Origin of the sequence: Corynebacterium sp. HMSC064E07, assembly GCF_001815745.1 — a bacterium.
GTDB classification, from domain to species: domain Bacteria; phylum Actinomycetota; class Actinomycetes; order Mycobacteriales; family Mycobacteriaceae; genus Corynebacterium; species Corynebacterium jeikeium_D.
Genome location: NZ_KV821829.1, coordinates 35,449 through 54,533 on the forward strand (window position 1 = coordinate 35,449; position 19,085 = coordinate 54,533).

Here is a 19,085-nt window from a genome sequence, read left to right on the forward strand (position 1 = left end):
AGGGGGTTATGGCGTTAAAGCGGGTAGTAAAAGCCCGGTTTTAGTCGAACGGGAAGGGTGTTCTAGCTCCTTCGGGGGTGGGTAAATATAGCTAGTTCCCTAAATACGTATTGCAATACGCCTAGGTGAAAGTGCATTGTTAAAACAGTTGGAAATATAGATAACCCGTGTCCCCCAATTGGCACATTGCACCTACAAGGGGAAAACAGCCATGACAGCTAAGACAGCCATGACTCTGACCGAAACAGCGACCACATTGCCTCGTGGTCCTCAGAGGGAAGGTCTCTACCACCCGTCGAACGAACATGATGCGTGTGGCGTGGCCTTTGTTGCCGACATTTACGGTCGCCAGACTCATGACATTGTCGAAAAGGGCATTCAGGCACTGGTCAACCTCGACCACCGCGGTGCCGCCGGCGCTGAGAAGACCACCGGCGACGGTGCCGGCATTCTCATTCAGGTTCCGGATGCCTACTACCGTGCTGAGCTGAGCAAGGAAGGCGTTATTTTGCCGCCGGCCGGAACCTACGCCACCGGTATTGCGTTCCTGCCGCAGTCGCGCATGGCCACCCTCGATGCCATCCGGGCTATTGAAGACATCTGCGCCGAAGAGGGCATCGAGATCTTGGCATGGCGCGATGTGCCGATTAACGCTGACGGGCTTGGCCAGATGGCTCGCCAGGCTATGCCGGTGCTGCGTCAGCTCTTCGTTACCGCGAAGAACTACGAGGGTCGCCAGCTCAGCAATATCGATCTCGACCGCAAGATGTTCTTCCTGCGTAAGCGCTGCGAGCGTGAGCTGGGTGAACAGGGCGCCGGCGAGGGCTCTGGTGGCGACACCGTGTATTTCCCGTCGCTGTCCAGCCGCACGATCGTCTACAAGGGCATGCTGACTACTCCGCAGCTGAAGGATTTCTACCTTGACCTGCAGCAGAAGGAAGTCACTTCCGCGCTCGCCATCGTGCACTCGCGCTTTTCCACGAACACTTTCCCGTCCTGGCCGCTGGCACATCCGTACCGCTACGTCGCTCACAATGGCGAAATCAACACCGTGCGCGGCAACGAGAACTGGATGCGCGCCCGCGAGTCGCTGATTCGCTCTGGCAAGCTGGGCAACATCGACCGCGCGCTGCCGGTGTGCGACCCCAACGGTTCTGACACTGCGCGTTTCGACGAGGCCCTGGAGTTACTGCATCTCGGTGGTCGTAGTCTCCCGCATGCGGTCATGATGATGGTTCCGCAGGCCTGGGAGCACGACGACAATCTCAGCCCGCAGGTTCGCGCGTTCTACGAGTACCACGCCTGCCTGATGGAGTCGTGGGACGGCCCCGCTGCCATCTGCTTTACCGACGGCCAGGTCATCGGTGCCACCCTGGATCGCAATGGTCTGCGCCCGGGGCGCATCTGGGTGACCGACGAGGGCCTGGTGGTGATGGCCTCCGAAGCTGGTGTCCTGGATATCCCGCCGGAGCAGATTGTGCAGCGCACGCGCGTGCAGCCGGGGCGCATGTTCCTGGTGGACATGAAGGCCGGTCGCATTATTGAGGACAAGGAGATTAAGTCCACGCTGGCCGCCACCGGTCCATACGAGGAATGGATCAAAGAGGGCCTGGTCGACATCACCGACCTGCCACGAGAGCGCTACCAGTACATGCCGCATGCCCGCGCGGTGTTGCGGCAGCGCGTCTTCGGCATCACCGAGGAAGACGTTGACCTAATCATCCGCCCGATGGCACTCACCGGCGCGGAGGGCCTGGGTTCGATGGGCTCAGACACGCCGATTGCGGCACTGTCCAACCGCCCTCGCATGCTGTTCGACTTCTTCTCGCAGCGGTTCGCGCAGGTTACCAACCCGCCGTTGGACTCGCTGCGCGAAAAGTCCATCACCAGCATGAATACGTTGCTGGGTGCAGAGACCAACATCCTGGAGCCCACCGCCGATGCCGCCCGTCGCATCCGGCTTGAGCATCCAATCCTGGACAACCACGACTTTGTCACCCTGTGCCAGGCGGGCAAGAACGAGGAGTACTCCGAGTTCCGTGCCGAGGTCATCTCTGGCCTGTACCCGGTCGCCCGCGGTGGCCGTGGCCTGCGCAACGCTATCCGTCGTGTTCGCCGTGAGGTCTCTGAGGCCATTGACCGTGGTGCCCGACTGATTGTGCTGTCTGACCGTGAGTCCAACGAGCGCTTTGCCCCCATCCCGTCGCTGCTGCTGACCTCCGCGGTCCACCACCACCTGGTGGAGGAGCGCACTCGCACGCGCGCCAGCCTCATCATTGAGGCTGGCGACGCCCGCGAGGTGCACCACATGGCCATGCTGCTGGGCTTTGGCGCCGATGCCATTAACCCGTACATGGCTTTCGAAACCATCGATGAGCTGCGCATGAAGGACCAGCTCGGAGCTCTGACGTTGGATCAGGCCTGCTCGAACTACTGCAAGGCTGCCTCCAAGGGCGTGCTGAAGGTCATGTCCAAGATGGGTATCGCCTCACTGCAGTCCTACCGTGGCGCTCAGCTGGCCGACACCGTCGGTCTGTCGCAGGAGTTCCTGGACGAGTACTTCACCGGCGCTGTTTCTCCGCTGGAAGGTATTGGTCTCGACGAGGTCGCAGAAGATGTTGCCGCGCGCCACCGCAGCGCATTCCTGCCGCGCCCGGAAGAGCAGGCACACCGCGAGCTGGATCTCGGGGGCGAGTACAAGTGGCGTCGCGAAGGCGAGTACCACCTGTTCAACCCGGAGACCATCTACACGCTGCAGCATGCCACCCGCACTGGTCAGTACGCGGTCTTCCGCGACTACACCAACAAGGTCGATGCGCAGACCAAGCAGCTGGCAACTCTGCGCGGCATGCTCGAGTTCGCCTCGGACCGCGAGCCAATCGACATTGAAGAGGTCGAACCGGTCTCGAGCATCGTCAAGCGTTTCTCCACCGGCGCAATGAGCTATGGCTCCATCTCTGCGGAGGCACACGAGACGCTGGCCATCGCTATGAATCGCCTGGGTGCGATGTCCAACTCCGGCGAGGGCGGCGAGGACCCAGACCGTTTCGAAATGGAGGCCAACGGCGACTGGAAACGCTCTGCCATCAAGCAGGTCGCATCGGGCCGCTTCGGTGTGACCAGCCACTACCTGTCCAACTGCACCGACATCCAGATCAAGATGGCCCAGGGTGCAAAGCCCGGCGAGGGTGGCCAGTTGCCACCGAACAAGGTCTACCCGTGGATCGCGGAGGTCCGCATCACCACCCCGGGCGTGGGGCTAATCTCGCCGCCACCGCACCACGACATCTACTCAATCGAGGATCTGGCACAGCTCATCTACGACCTCAAGAACGCCAATCCGCGCGCCCGCATTCACGTCAAGCTCGTCTCCGAGCAGGGCGTGGGTACCGTCGCCGCTGGTGTCTCGAAGGCGCATGCCGACGTCGTGCTGATCTCCGGCCACGATGGCGGCACTGGTGCCTCGCCACTGACCAGCCTCAAGCACGCCGGCGGTCCGTGGGAGCTGGGGCTCGCTGAAACCCAGCAGACCCTGATGCTCAACGGGCTGCGCGACCGCATCCGCGTGCAGTGCGATGGCCAGCTCAAGACCGGTCGTGATGTCGTGGTCGCGATGTTGCTGGGTGCTGAGGAGTTTGGTTTTGCTACCGCTCCGCTGGTGGTTGAGGGCTGCGTCATGATGCGCGTCTGCCACCTGGACACCTGTCCAGTTGGTATTGCCACCCAGAATCCGAAGTTGCGGAGCAAGTTCACCGGCCGTGCCGAGCACGTGGTCAACTTCTTCACCTTCATCGCCCAGCAGGTCCGTGAATACCTCGCTGAGCTGGGTTTCCGCACCATCGATGAAGCGGTCGGACATGCCGAGTGCCTGCGTCCGCGCAAGGATCTCGACAACCTTCCGCGCGTCGCAAAGCTTGACCTGGAGCGAATCCTGCACGTTGCCGAAAGCCCCTTCTTTGCGGACCAGGATTCCTACTGCACGAAGGCGCAGGACCACGGCCTTGAGGGCGCGTTGGATGAGCGCCTCATCGACGAAGCGCAGCCCGCGCTGCGTACGGCGCGCGCGAATGGGCTGGCGCCGACACCGGTATCGCTGCACCACGCCATCAGCAATGTGAACCGTTCCGTGGGCACGCGCCTGGGGTATGAAGTCACCAAAGTCGCAGGTAAGCAGGGGCTTGCCGACGACTCCATCGTCGTCAACCTGCTCGGTTCCGCCGGTAACTCGCTGGGTGCGTTCCTGCCGGCCGGTGTGACCATCAAGCTGGAGGGCGATGCCAACGACTTCGTCGGCAAGGGCCTGTGCGGTGGCAAGATTGTGGTTCGACCTTCACGTTCGGCCCCGCCGACCGCGGATGTGGCTACCGACACCATTGCCGGCAATGTCATTGGTTTTGGTGCCACCAGCGGTGAGATCTTCGTCCGCGGCACTGTCGGTGAGCGCTTCTGCGTGCGTAACTCCGGTGCTACGGCCGTGGTCGAGGGCATCGGTAACCACGGTTGCGAGTACATGACCGGTGGCCGCGTCGTAGTGGCGGGCCCGGTCGGTCACAACTTCGGCGCCGGTATGAGTGGCGGTATCGCTTACCTGCTGGATAACGAGGCGACGCGGGCGAACATCAACACCGAGCTGGTCGATATTGTGCCGCTCGATGATGAGGACATCAGCTGGTTGGAGGCCACGCTGTCGAAGCACCGCAAGCTCACGGGTTCTAAGACTCGGTTCCCGGCTGCACAGTTCATCAAAATCATGCCGCGTGATTACGCCCGAATTCTCGACGTAGTCGCGAAGGCAAAGGACAACGACGCTGACATCAACGAAGCAATCATGGAGGCAGTAACCAATGGCTGATCCGAAGGGGTTCATGAAATTCCAGCGCGAAGAGCCTGCTCATCGCCCGGTTCCGCTGCGTCTGATGGACTGGAAAGAGGTCTATGAGGAGGCTAGCAACGAGCAGGTGCAACAGCAGGCGACCCGCTGTATGGACTGTGGTGTGCCGTTTTGTCACTCGGCCTGCCCGCTGGGCAACATCATTCCGGAGTGGAATGACCTGGTTCGTCAGAACCGCTGGCACGAGGCTTTCGAGCGCTTGCACGCCACCAACAACTTCCCGGAGTGGACGGGCCGCCTGTGCCCGGCACCGTGTGAGGGCGGTTGTGTGCTCGGCATCAATGATGATGCCGTGACCATTAAGAACATCGAGCTGGCCATCGTTGAACGCGGCTTCGATGAGGGCTGGGTGCAGCCGATTGTGCCGACTTTCGACACCGGCCAACACATCGCTGTCATCGGCTCCGGGCCGGCGGGCCTTGCTGCAGCACAGCAGCTGACTCGCGCCGGGCATGATGTCACGGTCTTCGAGCGCGACGACAAGATTGGTGGTCTGATGCGCTACGGCGTGCCGGACTACAAGATGGAGCAGCGTTTCCTCGACCGTCGTCTCGAGCAGATGGAAATCGAGGGCACTGAGTTCCGCACCAACATCTCACCGACGGCTGCTGACCTGGCCGAATTCGATGCAGTGGTCCTAGCTACCGGCGCGTCACTGGCCCGCGACCTGCCTGTCGATGGCCGTGATTTGGAGGGTATTCACCAGGCTATGGAGTACCTGCCGGGTGCCAACCGCGTTGCCGCAGGCGAGCTCGACACCCCGCCGATTGATGCGAAGGGCAAGAAGGTCGTTGTCATTGGCGGCGGTGACACCGGCATTGACTGCTTCGGTACCGCGCTGCGCCAGGGAGCGGCGTCCGTCACGCAGTTCGATATTCGCCCGCGTGCGCCGAAGTCCCGTGCGGCGTCGACTCCGTGGCCGATGTATCCGCTGGTCTGGCGTGTGGCGACTGCCCACGAAGAGGGCGAGTACACCATCACCGGTTCCGAACCACCAGAGGTTACCGAGGCACTCGGCTTCAACGCTCGCGTCACCGGCGAGACCCTGGGCAAGCGCGTCTTCAACGTCAACACCGTCTCCTTCCACGGCGAGGACGGTCACGTGACCGGCCTGTCCGCCAACGAGGTCGAGGTCATCGATGGCAAGCGTGTGCCCATGGAGGATACGGATTTCGAGCTCGACGCCGACCTAGTTCTCATCGCGCTGGGCTTCTCCGGTCCGGAGCGCGGCGGTCTGCCCCATGAACTGGGGATTCAGTTCAACGATCGCGGTGTGATGATGCGTGACGACGACTACCTCGCCGTGCGCAGCGACATCGAGCAGAACTTCGACGGTCCGGTGTTCGTGGCCGGTGACAATGGCCGCGGGGCCAGCCTGATTGTGTGGGCTATCGCCGAAGGTCGCGCCTGCGCCGAGGCCGTGGACCAGTACTTGATGGGCGAGTCCAATCTGCCGCGCGCTGTCGAGCCGGAGGATGCTCCAATTAAGTTGTAAACCCTGGTTTAGTTCACCACTATGTTGCCGCGTGCCCCCATTTCGGCATGCACCATCTGGTGGTCGACAAAGCGGTACGTGCCAGGCTCCGGGGATTCGGCCTCAACATAACCACCCTGCGCGGCACCGAGGTCAAGGGCTTGGGCACCGCCCACGCCGTCGTCAAGCAAAAGCGCGCCCTCCTTGTACACGCGATGGAACTGCGTGCCGACGATATGGAAGCTCGTGCCCTTGTTGGGGCCGGCGGCAAGTACCCAGAAACGTACCGTCTCACCTGCGCGAATGCGAATTGGGTGGGTGAGATACTGGTCGGGGTAGCCGTTGAACTTGTAGATATCGGGGTCCTCGGCCATGGTCTTGTCGGCGTCGGGGCCGTCCTCGCCCCAGTAGCTTTCCGACTGCACCAGAAGAACCTCGTGGTCAACATCAGTGAGATTCGGTGGGTCGATGATGACGGCACCGTGCATACCGGCAGCGATGTGCATGGACATGGGCATGGTTGCGCAGTGGTACATCCAGATGCCCGCGCGGTCAGCACGGAAGCGGTACTCAAGCTTCTCACCAGGGGCGATGTCGCGCATTGGCTCGTCCGGCGAAACAATGCCGGCGTGAAAGTCGATGGAGTGACTCATGGTGCCGTCATTAATGAGCGTGACGACGAACTCGTCGCCCACCTTGCCGCGCAAAGTTGGCCCCAGCGGTTTGCCGTTGAATACCCAATGCTGCTGCTCGACGCCAGGGGCAGCGTAGCCGGTGAATTCGCTGGCCCGCAGCGTGACGTGGTGAACCGTGGCGTCCTCGGCGGGCTCTAACATCGGGTTGATGGTGGGGGAGTCCGGACCGGGCTGTTCGCCGACATTCCCGAGTGCGCCTGGCGTTGCGTGGTCGGAGTGGCCGCTGTTCCCGGTGCGGTGTGAATGATTCGAGCCACCTGCATTGACCGTGAGCGTCATGCCCATCTGGCGGTGACCAGCAATGGTGCACCAGCCGTCAATGTCACCGGGAACAACCGGCACTTCAATGGTGGCGGAGTTGCCAGGGGCGACACGTCCGGTGTCCTCGCCGGTGGCCAAGCGCAGATCGTGGACCTGGGAATCAGCGTTGACCATGGTGATGACCAGTCGGTCGCCGGGGTTCGCCTCTATAACGTTCGGGGTATAGGTCATATCGTTGGCAGTAACCGTCACCTCGACGGTATCTCCGGTGGACGCAACATCACCGGTGGTTTCAATGCTTCCTGTACCGCCACCGCCACCGCTCAGCGCAACGCCGACGGTTACTACCAGGCCCAATACAGCCAGAGCAGCGGTCGTTTGAGCACCGAGTCGACGTGCAGTTGCATGCAGTTCGACCGGTTTCGGCGGTGCTTCCTTGTTCGCCCGTGCCTTCTGACTCTCTTTTAACGCACCAATCTGAGCCTTCGCGGCACGGCCGACAAGTGGCAGATAAGACACCAAGGCAAGGGAGACCATTGCGGAGACCGCCACTTTGGTCCAGGAAGGCAGCGGCATTAGCCACAGTGCCAGACCAATATTGATGGTTGACCAGCGGAATGCGCCCGCGCGGTCAAGTTCCTTCATACCGGCAGAGACTGGGCCAGCACCTCCGCCGATGGTGGCGGGCAAGAGTTGGCTCATCATGCCGATAAGCAACTGGGCGCCGAAACCGATTACCAGCGGCAGCGTGAGGGATGAGATTACGAAGCCGTCGTCAAGCGCCTTGACTGTGGCGACTGCGAGTGTGCCGATTAGCCAGACGACTGCAGCTGCAGCAGACAACGCCGGGTAGCTGAGGCGGTCGCGCGGGTCTTTAGCGACAGTCATGACGTTGTGTGCCCACGGGATGGCGGCTATGACCCAGCCGATAGTGATAATGCCAAGGCCGACGGAGTCCAACCAGTTGAAGCTGGTCAGTGCACCGATCGCAGTAATTGCGATACCTATGAGCTGTACTGCTAGTGCCAGCTTCGGGCGGGAATGCGGCGACATCCGGGTTCGCCACAGCGCTGGGAACATGGTGATGAGCGTGCCGCAGGCCGCGAGCCCGAGGAAGCCAATGAGGTTGACGGTTTCGTGTGCCAGTAGGAGGTCGTCGTGAAGCGCTTTGCCCTTAGGAGATGCGAGGATGGCGCCGAGTGCAGCGCCGATGGGCAGTAGGCATGCCGACGCGACGTAGTGTGCAACGGAGATGGCGAATGGCCGATCGCGCTTCGCTACCAGGTCGCGTCCGAGGGAAAACGCATGCCATGCGACGGCGACGCCGACGACCGTCGCGCCGGTGGTGGTCACTGGCCACCAGTCACCGAGCTTGCCGACGACCGTCGCGACAATACCTACGTTGAGCAGGTAAATATTTGCCAACTGAATCTTCCGATTGCCAACGGGCACGTCGATTTTCAGTAGCTTTTCGGTGAAGTGGCGGCCCCAGATGAGGATGGAGTTGGTGACGGCGCCGAGGGTAAAGAGATGCACCAACAGCCAACGGCCATCGGCGACGAAAGGGTGAATGAGTGCTGCCACAATGATGGAGGCGAACCACCAGCGCACTGGCATACCGGCCTTGCGATGCCAGGACATGCGGCGCTTCTTGCCAGGCTTAGTAGGCGGTTTGGTTGTGGGGGATTGGGGTTCTGGTGTGGCGTGCGACGACATATATCAATAATACGCATACTGGGTGCGCATTTAATATGGGCGCATGTAAGAGTGCTTTTATTTGGTCGGGTCTTCGCCGTTTTTGTGGGCCTGCCAGAACTGTGTGGTCTTCTGTGTCTGACCCATCCGGTTTTGAATCAGCATCAGGGTAGTAAGGAAGGGCTTCCGGGTGATGAAAGCGCGTGCCCGACGCGTTGATGATGTGCTCACGGGGAAGTGTAACCCTTTTGTCAAAAACGATTGTTTGAGTATTCACGCAAATACTTCCTTGAATAAACATCTCAATAAAGAGGTGATCGTGCATTAATTGCAATCGTCAGGAAGTGGTTACGTTAGAAGCTAGTTTGTACAGCTAGTTAGATGAATGTAAACAGATTGAAGCTTCAGTAAACAGTTGGTGAAACGTTGTTTTACCAGGGAGAATGATGAGTGGTAAAGGTGGCTTTTTGGCTACCCGAACGATGGGGTAGCCCTTTGTAGTAGGGGGCTGTAAATGTAGTTCATATCGCATAGTATGCCAAGCCTGTGGAACGCATTGTGCGTAAGAAAATTTAACCAGCAGTAAAAGGCATAAGAATGTTTATCCGAGACTGGAAGCAGCTCGCCTGGTGCGTATTTGACGTACTCGCCTGGCTGATTGCGCTGTCCGCCGCTAACGGAATCGTCCGCGGTGAATTGGTATCTTTCTCTGAAATATCAGGCACTAATTTTTTGGTTGTCGCTGTCGCCGTGGCCGTCATCGTCCTGCTCGGCCTGCTGCTCGGGGAGTACACCAACCCGCAACGCGTATGGCCCGGCAGTCGAACTGAAGATATTGTTCTGCTGAGCATCAGCATGGGCGGTGCTACCGCAGCCACTGGCTTGGCTCAAATCCTGAAGACCTTCCCGGAAATTGCGTGGTACGTTCCGTTCGCCGGTGGCTGTGTCGCAACTTTGGCAAGTATCTATACCCGAACTCTCGCTCGCTGGATTACCAACAACTTTGGCTCCCGTCAGACGGATGACCGCTTGATCGTTCTCGGTGCAGGCCGTCGAGCCAAGTTCTTTATTAACAGCCTTACGGATTCCGGTATCTCCCGTGAGAACCGCTTCCACTTGGTTGGAATCGTCGATCCCAAAGAAAGCCGCGAGAACCATATTTCTCGTATCCATGGTCTCCGCGTGATTCGTGGAATTGATCAGCTGGGTGAGCTCGCATCGCGCACTTCGGCGCAGTCGGTCATCATTGCTACTGATGAGCCACTGTCCACTGAGTGCATCAACGTCCTCAACCACATTTGTGAGGAATCGTCCCTGCGCCTGCTCATTCTGCCGCCGGTGGAGGAGTATTCGCGCCACCGTGGTGCTGTCGCTACCTCGCAGGTGCGCGAAATTAACATCGCCGACCTCATTGGCCGTCAGCCTCTGCACCTGGATGAATCCAAGGTCGCTTCCATAATCCGCGGTAAGAAGGTGCTGGTCACCGGCGCTGGAGGTTCTATCGGTTCCGAAATCTGCCGACAGGTTCACCGCTTTGAGCCGGCAGAACTGATTATGCTGGATCGCGATGAGGGCGGCTTGCATGCCACGCAGCTGTCGCTGACGGGTTCGGCGCTTCTCGACGGCTCCGATACCGTCCTGGCTGATATCCGTGACGCGGAAATGCTGACGCAAATCTTCACCGAGCGCAAGCCCGATGTTGTCTACCATGCTGCAGCTCTCAAGCACCTGCCGCTGCTGGAGAGCTACCCTGCAGAAGCAGTTCAAACCAATGTCATCGGAACTCAGAACGTCCTGGATGCAGCGGCTGGGGCCAACGTTTCAACCGTTATTAATATTTCCACGGACAAGGCTGCGAACCCGGCCTCGATTCTGGGTGAATCCAAGCGCGCTGCGGAACGTCTGACTGCGCACATGGGGAAAACTCACGAAGGTGTCTGGGCATCTGTCCGCTTCGGTAACGTGTTTGGCTCGCGCGGTTCAGTCATTACGACTTTCCAGCGTCAGATTGAAGAGGGCGGCCCGGTGACGGTGACGCATCCTGACGTTCAGCGCTACTTCATGACCATTCCGGAGGCATCGCAGCTGGTGCTGCAGGCTACCGTTATTGCAGAGTCCGGTGAGACTCTGGTGCTGGAGATGGGTAAGCCGGTCAAGATTGCTGAGCTGGCGGAGAACTTGATCAGGCTCCATGACGCAGACGTAGAGATTGTCTACACGGGCCTTCGCGAAGGTGAGAAAATCTCCGAAGACTTGGTTGATGACCGCGAGGTTCCCAAGATCGGTGATCGTCATCCGCTAATCACTGAGGTACGTGTTGAGCCGGAACGGCTGAATTCGCGGATTCTCCCGTGCACACATAATCACGATGCTGCACGTCGTTGGCTTGCAGAGCACGGTGGGGCGCAAAGCAGTATTGAGGCGCATCCCACCGGTGCACAATCACTTGCAACCGTTAGTGCGAAAGCAAAGAAGTTAGGATGACTCCCCACCGTGACAACTACCAGCTCCTCTAACTCCGGGCAGCTGGCGCAAAGAGTTCGAACAGTTGCGACGATTTCGGCAGCTTCAGCGCTCGCCGCAGTCGTCGCCTTTGTGGTCAGTATTCTTTCCGCGCGAGTGCTGGGGCCCGCTGGTCGAGGCGAGGTCGCTACCGTTTTGCAGTTCGCCTATATTGTGGCGCCATTCGTCGGCTTTGGGGCCGATCGGCTTTTGCTGCGCCGCGATGATTACGACCACGGTCTCATTCCGAGTGGTTACGCCATGACCGTGGTCGCTCTGATTGCCTGCGCCATCGCAGGAGTCGTCTACGGACCGTGGACGGCAATGGCCGGCATTGTCGCCTTGGTTACCGTGTCATTTTCCATGGTTCGTGCGATGGCCATCAGCCGCCATCGAGTGTCCTTCTTCGTCGCAGTATTCGTCGGCTTCCAGGGCTCAGTGCTGCTGATTAGCACTGCGCTGTATTTCGCTGGAGTCGAGGACTGGCGCTGGTGGGCTGCGGCCTACATCTTCCCGGCGCTGCCCCTGGCAATCTGGTCGCTGGCGAAGTCACGCGAGCATACCGATTCCCGTGTCGGCGGAGTGGTAGAGACGGCTCGTACAAATGCCCCGTTCATCGCATCGGGTCTCGGACCGCTGACGACCACACGCTTGGGGCGCGTTTTACTGCCGGCGCTGGCCTCGCCGGCGTCGTTAGGCCTTTTCGTGGTCGTGGCGACGGCGACAGAGCCGCTGTACTGGGTCGCGCAGTCAGTCGCCGATCAGCGCACCAGCGACCAGAGGGGTCGCGAACTCACCCCGTCTCGTGTGCTCCGACACCTTGGCATAGTCACTGCAGCGTACGGCGCGCTTGGTGCGCTCGGTGGTATGGCACTCTACTTCCTCATCGTGCCGGTATTCGGCCATGAGTTTGAGCCTGCTCGGGAGTTGGTGCTGCCACTGACTATCGCGGCCGTGGTGCTCGGCTGCTACCGACACCTGTGCGGTGAAATTCTCGGCAGCGACAATCCCCGTCGAATTGGCCGAGTGGAGCTCATTTCCGCCGTTATCGCTGTCATTTGTTACCCGATTGGCATTCTTCTCGGAGACGCCCTCGGTCTCGCGTGGACCAGCGCAGTTGTCTACTTTGCAGCAGCCGTTGTTGCCGCAGTGGCGTTGATGCAGCCGAGCAGAGGCCCGAAAAATCCATCAACCACCAACGAAGAACTTCCCGTCGACGTAATCGAGGAAAGCTAAACAATGCGAATCACTTATATCCACCAGCACTTTGTTCTCCCCGGTGAGCCGGGTGGTTCCCGACCCTACGAGTTTGCCCGCCGAATGGCCGCTGCAGGCCACGAGGTGACAATGATCTGTGGTCGCGATGAGGCCATGGATAAAACGGTCGATGGCATCCACGTGCGTCGTTTAGCGATTCCGTACCGCAATGAAATGTCGAAGCGCGAGCGCATCGTCAGTTTCTTCAACTTCCTGGTGCGCGCCTCCGCGGTTGCTGCCCGTGTGCCTGCCGACGTGATTTACGCGTCCTCGACTCCGCTGACTGTGGCGGTTCCGGGAATTGTGGCGAAGTTTACCCAGCGTGCGCCGTTGGTGGCGGAGATCCGTGACCTGTGGCCAGAGGTGCCAATCAAGTTGGGCTACCTCAATAATCCGGTGGCGATTTTCCTGGCCAAGCAACTGGAGAAGGCATTTTATGCGGCATCGAGCGAGGTCGTGGCGCTGTCGCCGTCGATGGCCGATGGCGTCAAAGAGGTAGCTCCGAAGAAGTGCGTGACTGTCATTCCGAATGCGTCGGACTTTGAGCGTTTTGATGTCCCGGTCGAGCAGCGTGCAGCTTTCCGTAAGGAGCAGGGCTGGGGCGATGACGTGGTGGCGGTCTACGCTGGTGGTTTTGGCATGTCCTACCAGCTGGAGTGGCTTGTGGATTTGGCGGCGCAGCTGCGTCGTGATGGCGTGGAGAATGTGCGCTTTGTCCTGCTGGGGCAGGGAAGCGACTCGGATGCGTTGTACCAGCGCGCTGAGAACGCTGGCCTCGATGCCGATGCGATGTTCCTCGGCCGTCAGCCGAAGGAAGATGTCGCCAAGTACGTGTCTGCCGCCGATATCGCGCTATCGCCGCTGCGTGATGACCCCTGCCTGGAGGGCAATTCCCTGAACAAGGTCTTCGATGCCATGGCCGCATCGCGTCCGGTGGTGTTCAACCACGGTGGCTGGCTGGAGGAAGCCGCAACCGAGCACGATGCCGGCTGGCGTCTCTCGCGCGATATTCCGACTGCGGCCAAGCGATTCGCTGAGATCATCTCCGACCGCGATGAGATGCGCGCAGCGGGACAGCGAAACCGCGAACTGGGTGAGAAGCGTTTTGCTCGTGACAGCCTGTACAACCAGCTCATCGAGGTACTCAACCGCGTTCGAAAGGTTCAGAAGTAATGACTAACGCCGACACTAACAAGCCCAATGAGCGGATCTTTCTTTCGCTCGCGACAGTCACCGAAGCAGAAGAACAGGCCGTCGTTCGTGCACTCCACTCTGGTTGGGTGGCTCCGTTGGGTCCCGAGGTAGACGCGTTTGAAGCGGAGATTGCCAAGCGCTGCGGTGTTGAGCACGCGCTCGCGCTGTCGTCTGGAACTGCTGGCCTGCACTTGGCGCTGCTCGCGCTGGGGATTGGTGAAGGTGACTACATTCCGGTTTCCACCATGACCTTCGCGGCCACGACCAACGCCATTGCTTACGTTGGTGCTACGCCGGTGTTCGTCGATGCCGCAGAGGACGGAAACATCGACCCTGAGCTGCTGCTCGGCACCGTCGATGAGCTGCTTGCCGAGGGCAAGAGCGTTCCCGCCGTGATGATTGTGGACCTCTTTGGCCGCTGCGCCGATTACCCGGCCTTCGCGCCACGCCTGGAAGAACTCGGCATCGCGCTCATCGAGGACGCCGCCGAGGCGCTCGGTGCCAGCGTCCATGGTCAGCCGGCCGGCAGTTTCGGCCGTGCCGCCGCGCTGTCTTTCAACGGCAACAAAATCATGACCACCTCCGGCGGTGGCATGCTGCTGTCCGATGATGCCGATCTCATCGCTCGCGCGCGCTACCTGTCCACCCAGGCGCGTCAGCCCGTCGCTTGGTACGAACACACCGAAATCGGCTACAACTACCGACTTTCCAATCTCCTTGCCGCACTGGGGCGGGCGCAGCACTCGCGTCTGGACGACATGATCGCTCGCCGCCGCCAGATTCGTGATGCGTACATCGATTTGCTCGCCTCGCTTGACGACGATGCCCCTGGTAAAGGTACCCGCTTGCTCTCTGACTCCGACGAGCGTTTCACCGAGAACTGCTGGCTGACCTCAATTGTGTTGCCGCAGGAGGCCGTCGATAAGGGCGTCCTGAGCCCAGACAGCGTGGTTGCAGCACTGGGTGAGGCCAACATTGAGGCTCGTCACCTGTGGAAGCCCATGCACCTACAGCCGGTGTATGAAGGCGCGCGAGCGACCATCAACGGCACCGCTGAGAATCTTTTCTCCCGTGGCATTACTCTTCCTAGTGGTCCGGCGCTGGACGATGACGACGTCGCGCGGGTGATAGGTGTTTTGAAGGAAGTGCTGGGATGACTTCTACAGAGGTAGCTGGAGAAACTGTAAAACAGCGAAAACCAATACTGCAGTCGCTGTTTATTGTGGTGGCCGCGGGAATGTTTGCTGGTGTCCTCTACGTTGGCGACACGACGATGAAGGACGTCTCTTCGGCGCTTCCTAATCTCTCTCTTGCATTGCCGATTTTGGTAATCGTTGCAATCCTTACCGCCATCGGCACCCCAGAAGCGCAGCGCCAGAGTTGGCTGAATGCGATGAAAGGCGCTGGCAATGTAAAGCAGTGGCCGATGGCCGTGTGGGCATTAGTGGCTTTCTATGCCTGGTTGTTCTGGATGATGCTGTCCGGACTGTGGGCCCCCGAAGCTGCCGAAGTTGCTCCTGTCGTTACTGCGTTGATAACGCTTGGGCTCATCGCCACGATGTCAGCAATACTGTTCTATTTGCATCCTCAGGCACTGGTATGGCTGTGGTTAGCAGTAGTCATTTGCTCGCTTATTTTTCTCTACGGTGGCATTACTGGTCCGAAATATGTCGGGCGCATGACGGCGTTCGGCGGTGGACCGAATGTCTTTGCCCGTTTCATGCTGTACGGCATCGCGGCAGCTGTGTTTTTCATGCTGTGGCGTAAGTTCATGTGGGCAGTTCTCTTGTTTGCTGCACCATTTGCTTACGGTCTCGTTGCGTCGGGAAGCCGCGGTGTACTGGTTGCTACCACCGTGGTAGTCCTCTTTACCGCAATAGCTGTGTTTTTTCACTGGGGTTGGAAGTGGGCGACTGTTTTTTACGTCGCAGTCGCCGCAGCGGTCGCGTATGGATACTCGCGGTTCATCGCAGGTACCGAGATTGAAGAGTACTTTAAGACGCGCTTTATCCAGTTGACCTTCGAAAAAGAACATGATTCCGGACGCGGTTATCTCCATGATGAAGCTTTCCGAATCATGGGTGAACACCGCATCTTTGGTGGAGGCCTGCATAGCTTCGTTGTGCTGTCGACACCGAGGTCTTCACGTCCACTGGAGCATCCGCACAATATCTTCTACACAGTCGGATCTGAAGCGGGTGTCATAGGTATCGGTCTGTTTGTGATTGTGCTGGTTGTGCTGGCAATCGCCTGTCGCCACCTATTCAAGTTTCTTCAAGCTGGTCTGACCGCAGCTGTGGCGTTAGCGGTTCTTGTGGCACAGGTTTTTTCCGGCTACTACTACGATTCCCGTTCGCTATGGCTATTTGGCTTTGCAGCAGCATTTACAATGCTGAGCCTACGGCGCCGCGCGCAGGACACAGCATTGGCAGAACCAGAGCTGGAGCCGCAACCAGAACCCGCAGCCGAGCCCGAACCAGTCATGGTCACCGATACCGCGGGGCCGGTTGTGCCGGAGCCGGAGCCAGCGGTGGCCGTCGTCAAGCAAAGTGCGCCTGACAACAAGAATGACAACAGGAAGCTGCGCGTTGCGGCAGCGTCGTTTGCCGCGGCCGGTGTAGTGGGTGCGGTTGGTTGGCTGGTCAGGAACCGTTCCAATGCGGAAGTCGATGCGCGTGCCGAAAAGCTTCTGCGCGAAATGTTCAACGAAAAGTAGGAGATGACCAATGGATTCACTGAGCATCCGCGCGCAACGGGTAATTAAGCGTGGCGTCGACATCGCGGCATCTGCAGCGGGCTTGATTGTGCTGTCGCCAGTTATGGGCGCTACGGCTCTGGCAGTGCGACTTTCCATGGGAAAGCCAGTCCTATTCCGCCAGGAACGCCCGGGCCAGGATGGTGAGCCGTTTAATATCCTCAAGTTCCGGACGATGCACCACGTCAATCCGGCAAAGGGGCTTGTCGACGATGCGTCCCGCCTCACCGAGGTGGGAAAATTCCTTCGGTCCACAAGCTTGGATGAGCTCCCGGAGCTCTTTAACGTTCTGCGTGGCGATATGAGCCTCGTTGGCCCGCGCCCGCTGCGCATGAAGTACCTCGAGCGCTATTCGCCGCGCCAAGCACGCCGCCATGAGGTGCCACCGGGAATTACAGGGCTTGCTCAGGTCTCGGGCCGCAATGGCATCACCTGGGAAGAACGTTTCGAGTACGACGTGCAGTACGTGGATAATTGGTCGCTACTGCTCGATGCAAAGATTCTGCTCGACACTATCTTGGTGGTGCTCAAGCGTGAAGGGATCTCGGAAGAAGGGCAAGTGACTATGACCGAGTTCACCGGTTCGTCGGATGAGAATTCGGCGGAGAAGGACGTCTCGGCTAGCGCAGGTTCTTAATCACACTTGCAGGAACACCGGCGACAACGGTGTAGTCATCGACATCGCTAGTAACTGCGGCTCCGGATCCGATGTACGCTCCCTCGCCAACGGTGAGGCCGGGGTTGATTACGGAGTTGGCTCCTAGTGTGCAGGCCTCGCCAAGCGTGACAAAGCCCGACACGGCATTGAGTGGGAAGATTGTGCAGTAGTCCCGCAGCACCGCATCGTGGCCAATCGTGACATTCATATTGATTTGGGCGTGCTTGCCTACCTCAATATTGCAGGTCAGGCGCGCTCCGGGGCAGATGACCGTGCCCTCTCCGAGCGAGACCAGCGCGCCAATGCTGGTGTCTGGGTGGACCAGAGTCGCAGGCACGAGCCCCTTGGAATCTGCATGCTGTGCAATCGAACGTCGAGCAGCGCCGTTGCCGATTGCGACTGTGTAGTAGACCCCCTCGGGCAAGTCCGCGAGGATTTTGGTTTTGCCCAAGAGTTGCACGCCCATTTTGTGGAAAAAGGTCATATCTGGGGTGCCATCATCAATAATGCCTAGGATTTCCCACTGCGGTGGTAGGCCGTTGGCTGCTGCGTAGTCGTTGATGTCCTTGATGAAGCTGACCACGTTTCGCCCAAAACCACCAGCGCCGACGATGACAATCTTTTCGGTTGTCGCGTTGTTGATCCACTGCTTTGGCATGAGTGTCATTATCCCACTGATAGCCGTATTTAGCCGGAGTGCGTGACCCCGAATCCACCTACCACCAGTAGGTGGGATACCGAAGGCCGCGCAGTCGATTTGCGAGGATGCCAAGCATCACGATCATGATCGACGAAGCGAAAATGAAGCCTATGAAGCGGAAATCGTTGGCAAGCCCATGACCGTGTGGCATCAGCACAGTGACCATAGCGGTAGCGGTGGCAGGGGAGTGCGCCGCGCGAGCAAGAAGCATGAGCGCGAAGGCGACGCCGGCGGCAACCGCTGCAGCAATGATGGTCGAACCCAACATGTGCAGAATTGCGATGCCAGTCGTGCAGCCGATGAGGTGTCCGACCACGACATTTCGTGGCTGAGCCAGAGGCAAGTTGGGCGCACCGACAATAAGCGCCATGGCAGCGCCAATAGGAGGCAGAAATAGCAGGTCAGAGACAGAAGTTGAGATGAGTGCCAGGGTCATCAGCGGCAGGCTCACGGCTACCGAGGCGGCGATAACATGGCGTAGCGGAGGGCGAGGTGGCGCTTCGCTGGCGATCCGGGGCCACTTCGGAGACCGTGAATTAGACATGAGAACGATGTTAGGGTGTGCTGCCTCATCTGCGTCGCGGTTCGAGGTTTTTATTGAAATAGAAGTTTAAATGGGGTGGCTCCCAGGTCTCCCAAGCCTCCAAAGCCGAACCAGACCCGAACCAACCCCGACCATTTTCACCGGGTATGACACACTTAAGGACATGGAGCCTATCGATGTCGCAATCCGGGATGAGTCCATCCGTCTCGGGCAATTCCTGAAGTTGGCAAACCTGGTGGAAACGGGCGGTCTGGCCAAGGAACTCATTGCCGAGGGCCAGGTCAGCGTGAACGGTGAGGTCGACACCCGCCGTGGCAAGGTGCTGCGTCCAGGGGACGTCGTCTCTGTTGCCGGTATGTCGGCACGCGTGGCCACCGCCGATGAAGTCGATGATGACTACTTTGATGAGGCCACCGCCGACGATGACTTTGATCCTGAAAAGTGGAGGAACTTGTAACT

General features: G+C 59.4%; 13 protein-coding genes. 9 read left to right on the forward strand and 4 right to left on the reverse strand.

All coding sequences use genetic code 11. The annotated features are described in order from the left end of the window. The first annotated feature begins 229 nt into the window (after positions 1 to 229). Both gltB and HMPREF3053_RS10430 read left to right on the forward strand, forming a co-directional pair. Positions 230 to 4,852, forward strand: a complete 4,623-nt coding sequence (gene gltB / locus HMPREF3053_RS10425; protein ID WP_070767699.1) for a glutamate synthase large subunit — start codon at positions 230 to 232, stop codon at positions 4,850 to 4,852. Next, positions 4,845 to 6,386 (forward strand): glutamate synthase subunit beta, encoded by a 1,542-nt coding sequence (locus HMPREF3053_RS10430; protein WP_070547013.1) that lies wholly within the window; start codon positions 4,845 to 4,847, stop codon positions 6,384 to 6,386. Before gltB ends, HMPREF3053_RS10430 begins: the two co-directional genes overlap by 8 nt. 8 nt (positions 6,387 to 6,394) lie before the next feature. Here HMPREF3053_RS10430 and HMPREF3053_RS10435 read toward each other — a convergent pair whose 3' ends face one another. Together HMPREF3053_RS10435 and HMPREF3053_RS11120 are read right to left on the reverse strand one after the other, a co-directional pair. Then, on the reverse strand, positions 6,395 to 8,962 hold the full coding sequence (locus HMPREF3053_RS10435; protein ID WP_070767676.1) for a multicopper oxidase domain-containing protein: 2,568 nt from the start codon (positions 8,960 to 8,962) through the stop codon (positions 6,395 to 6,397). Positions 8,963 to 9,094: 132 nt separating this feature from the next. Then, entirely contained in the window at positions 9,095 to 9,247 is a 153-nt protein-coding gene (locus HMPREF3053_RS11120; RefSeq protein ID WP_155877870.1) for a hypothetical protein, read from the reverse strand. Positions 9,248 to 9,613: 366 nt separating this feature from the next. Here HMPREF3053_RS11120 and HMPREF3053_RS10440 point away from each other — a divergent pair, with 366 nt between their 5' ends. The 6 genes from HMPREF3053_RS10440 to HMPREF3053_RS10465 are packed head-to-tail and all read left to right on the forward strand — an operon-like array spanning position 9,614 to position 17,361. Next, positions 9,614 to 11,500, forward strand: a complete 1,887-nt coding sequence (locus HMPREF3053_RS10440) for a polysaccharide biosynthesis protein (RefSeq protein ID WP_070547016.1) — start codon at positions 9,614 to 9,616, stop codon at positions 11,498 to 11,500. A 9-nt stretch (positions 11,501 to 11,509) separates the two neighbouring features. Further along, on the forward strand, positions 11,510 to 12,754 hold the full coding sequence (locus tag HMPREF3053_RS10445; RefSeq protein ID WP_070547017.1) for a lipopolysaccharide biosynthesis protein: 1,245 nt from the start codon (positions 11,510 to 11,512) through the stop codon (positions 12,752 to 12,754). A 3-nt stretch (positions 12,755 to 12,757) separates the two neighbouring features. After that, positions 12,758 to 13,948: a glycosyltransferase family 4 protein gene (locus HMPREF3053_RS10450; RefSeq protein WP_070547019.1), complete on the forward strand. Its 1,191-nt coding sequence runs from the start codon at positions 12,758 to 12,760 to the stop codon at positions 13,946 to 13,948. Then, complete coding sequence (locus tag HMPREF3053_RS10455; RefSeq protein WP_070767677.1) at positions 13,948 to 15,126, forward strand: DegT/DnrJ/EryC1/StrS family aminotransferase; 1,179 nt, start codon at positions 13,948 to 13,950, stop codon at positions 15,124 to 15,126. Before HMPREF3053_RS10450 ends, HMPREF3053_RS10455 begins: the two co-directional genes overlap by 1 nt. Then, a complete protein-coding gene (locus tag HMPREF3053_RS10460) occupies positions 15,123 to 16,685 on the forward strand; it encodes an O-antigen ligase family protein (protein ID WP_070767678.1) in 1,563 nt (520 codons plus the stop codon). The genes HMPREF3053_RS10455 and HMPREF3053_RS10460 overlap by 4 nt, the downstream gene beginning before the upstream one ends. A 10-nt stretch (positions 16,686 to 16,695) precedes the next feature. After that, the gene (locus tag HMPREF3053_RS10465; protein WP_048731988.1) at positions 16,696 to 17,361 is read left to right on the forward strand and encodes a sugar transferase; all 666 of its coding nucleotides are present in this window, start codon (positions 16,696 to 16,698) and stop codon (positions 17,359 to 17,361) included. Here the strand turns inward: HMPREF3053_RS10465 and HMPREF3053_RS10470 are convergent. Both HMPREF3053_RS10470 and HMPREF3053_RS10475 read right to left on the reverse strand, forming a co-directional pair. Then, a complete protein-coding gene (locus HMPREF3053_RS10470; RefSeq protein ID WP_070767679.1) occupies positions 17,345 to 18,040 on the reverse strand; it encodes a NeuD/PglB/VioB family sugar acetyltransferase in 696 nt (231 codons plus the stop codon). The genes HMPREF3053_RS10465 and HMPREF3053_RS10470 overlap by 17 nt on opposite strands. 58 nt (positions 18,041 to 18,098) lie before the next feature. Next, complete coding sequence (locus HMPREF3053_RS10475) at positions 18,099 to 18,626, reverse strand: HPP family protein (RefSeq protein ID WP_049189801.1); 528 nt, start codon at positions 18,624 to 18,626, stop codon at positions 18,099 to 18,101. Between the two features lie 163 nt (positions 18,627 to 18,789). Here HMPREF3053_RS10475 and HMPREF3053_RS10480 point away from each other — a divergent pair, with 163 nt between their 5' ends. Further along, on the forward strand, positions 18,790 to 19,083 hold the full coding sequence (locus tag HMPREF3053_RS10480) for an RNA-binding S4 domain-containing protein (protein ID WP_005510922.1): 294 nt from the start codon (positions 18,790 to 18,792) through the stop codon (positions 19,081 to 19,083). Positions 19,084 to 19,085 lie beyond the last annotated feature (2 nt).

What these genes read in the sequence shown, in the direction of transcription:
- HMPREF3053_RS10435 (WP_070767676.1), bottom strand. Translation starts at nt 8,962, where the DNA reads ATGTCCTGGCATCGCAAGGCCGGTATGCCAGTGCGCTGGTGGTTCGCC.
- HMPREF3053_RS10465 (WP_048731988.1), top strand. Translation starts at nt 16,696, where the DNA reads ATGGATTCACTGAGCATCCGCGCGCAACGGGTAATTAAGCGTGGCGTC.
- HMPREF3053_RS10480 (WP_005510922.1), top strand. Translation starts at nt 18,790, where the DNA reads ATGGAGCCTATCGATGTCGCAATCCGGGATGAGTCCATCCGTCTCGGG.
- HMPREF3053_RS10440 (WP_070547016.1), top strand. Translation starts at nt 9,614, where the DNA reads ATGTTTATCCGAGACTGGAAGCAGCTCGCCTGGTGCGTATTTGACGTA.
- gltB (WP_070767699.1), top strand. Translation starts at nt 230, where the DNA reads ATGACTCTGACCGAAACAGCGACCACATTGCCTCGTGGTCCTCAGAGG.
- HMPREF3053_RS10460 (WP_070767678.1), top strand. Translation starts at nt 15,123, where the DNA reads ATGACTTCTACAGAGGTAGCTGGAGAAACTGTAAAACAGCGAAAACCA.
- HMPREF3053_RS10430 (WP_070547013.1), top strand. Translation starts at nt 4,845, where the DNA reads ATGGCTGATCCGAAGGGGTTCATGAAATTCCAGCGCGAAGAGCCTGCT.
- HMPREF3053_RS10470 (WP_070767679.1), bottom strand. Translation starts at nt 18,040, where the DNA reads ATGCCAAAGCAGTGGATCAACAACGCGACAACCGAAAAGATTGTCATC.
- HMPREF3053_RS10450 (WP_070547019.1), top strand. Translation starts at nt 12,758, where the DNA reads ATGCGAATCACTTATATCCACCAGCACTTTGTTCTCCCCGGTGAGCCG.
- HMPREF3053_RS10475 (WP_049189801.1), bottom strand. Translation starts at nt 18,626, where the DNA reads ATGTCTAATTCACGGTCTCCGAAGTGGCCCCGGATCGCCAGCGAAGCG.
- HMPREF3053_RS10455 (WP_070767677.1), top strand. Translation starts at nt 13,948, where the DNA reads ATGACTAACGCCGACACTAACAAGCCCAATGAGCGGATCTTTCTTTCG.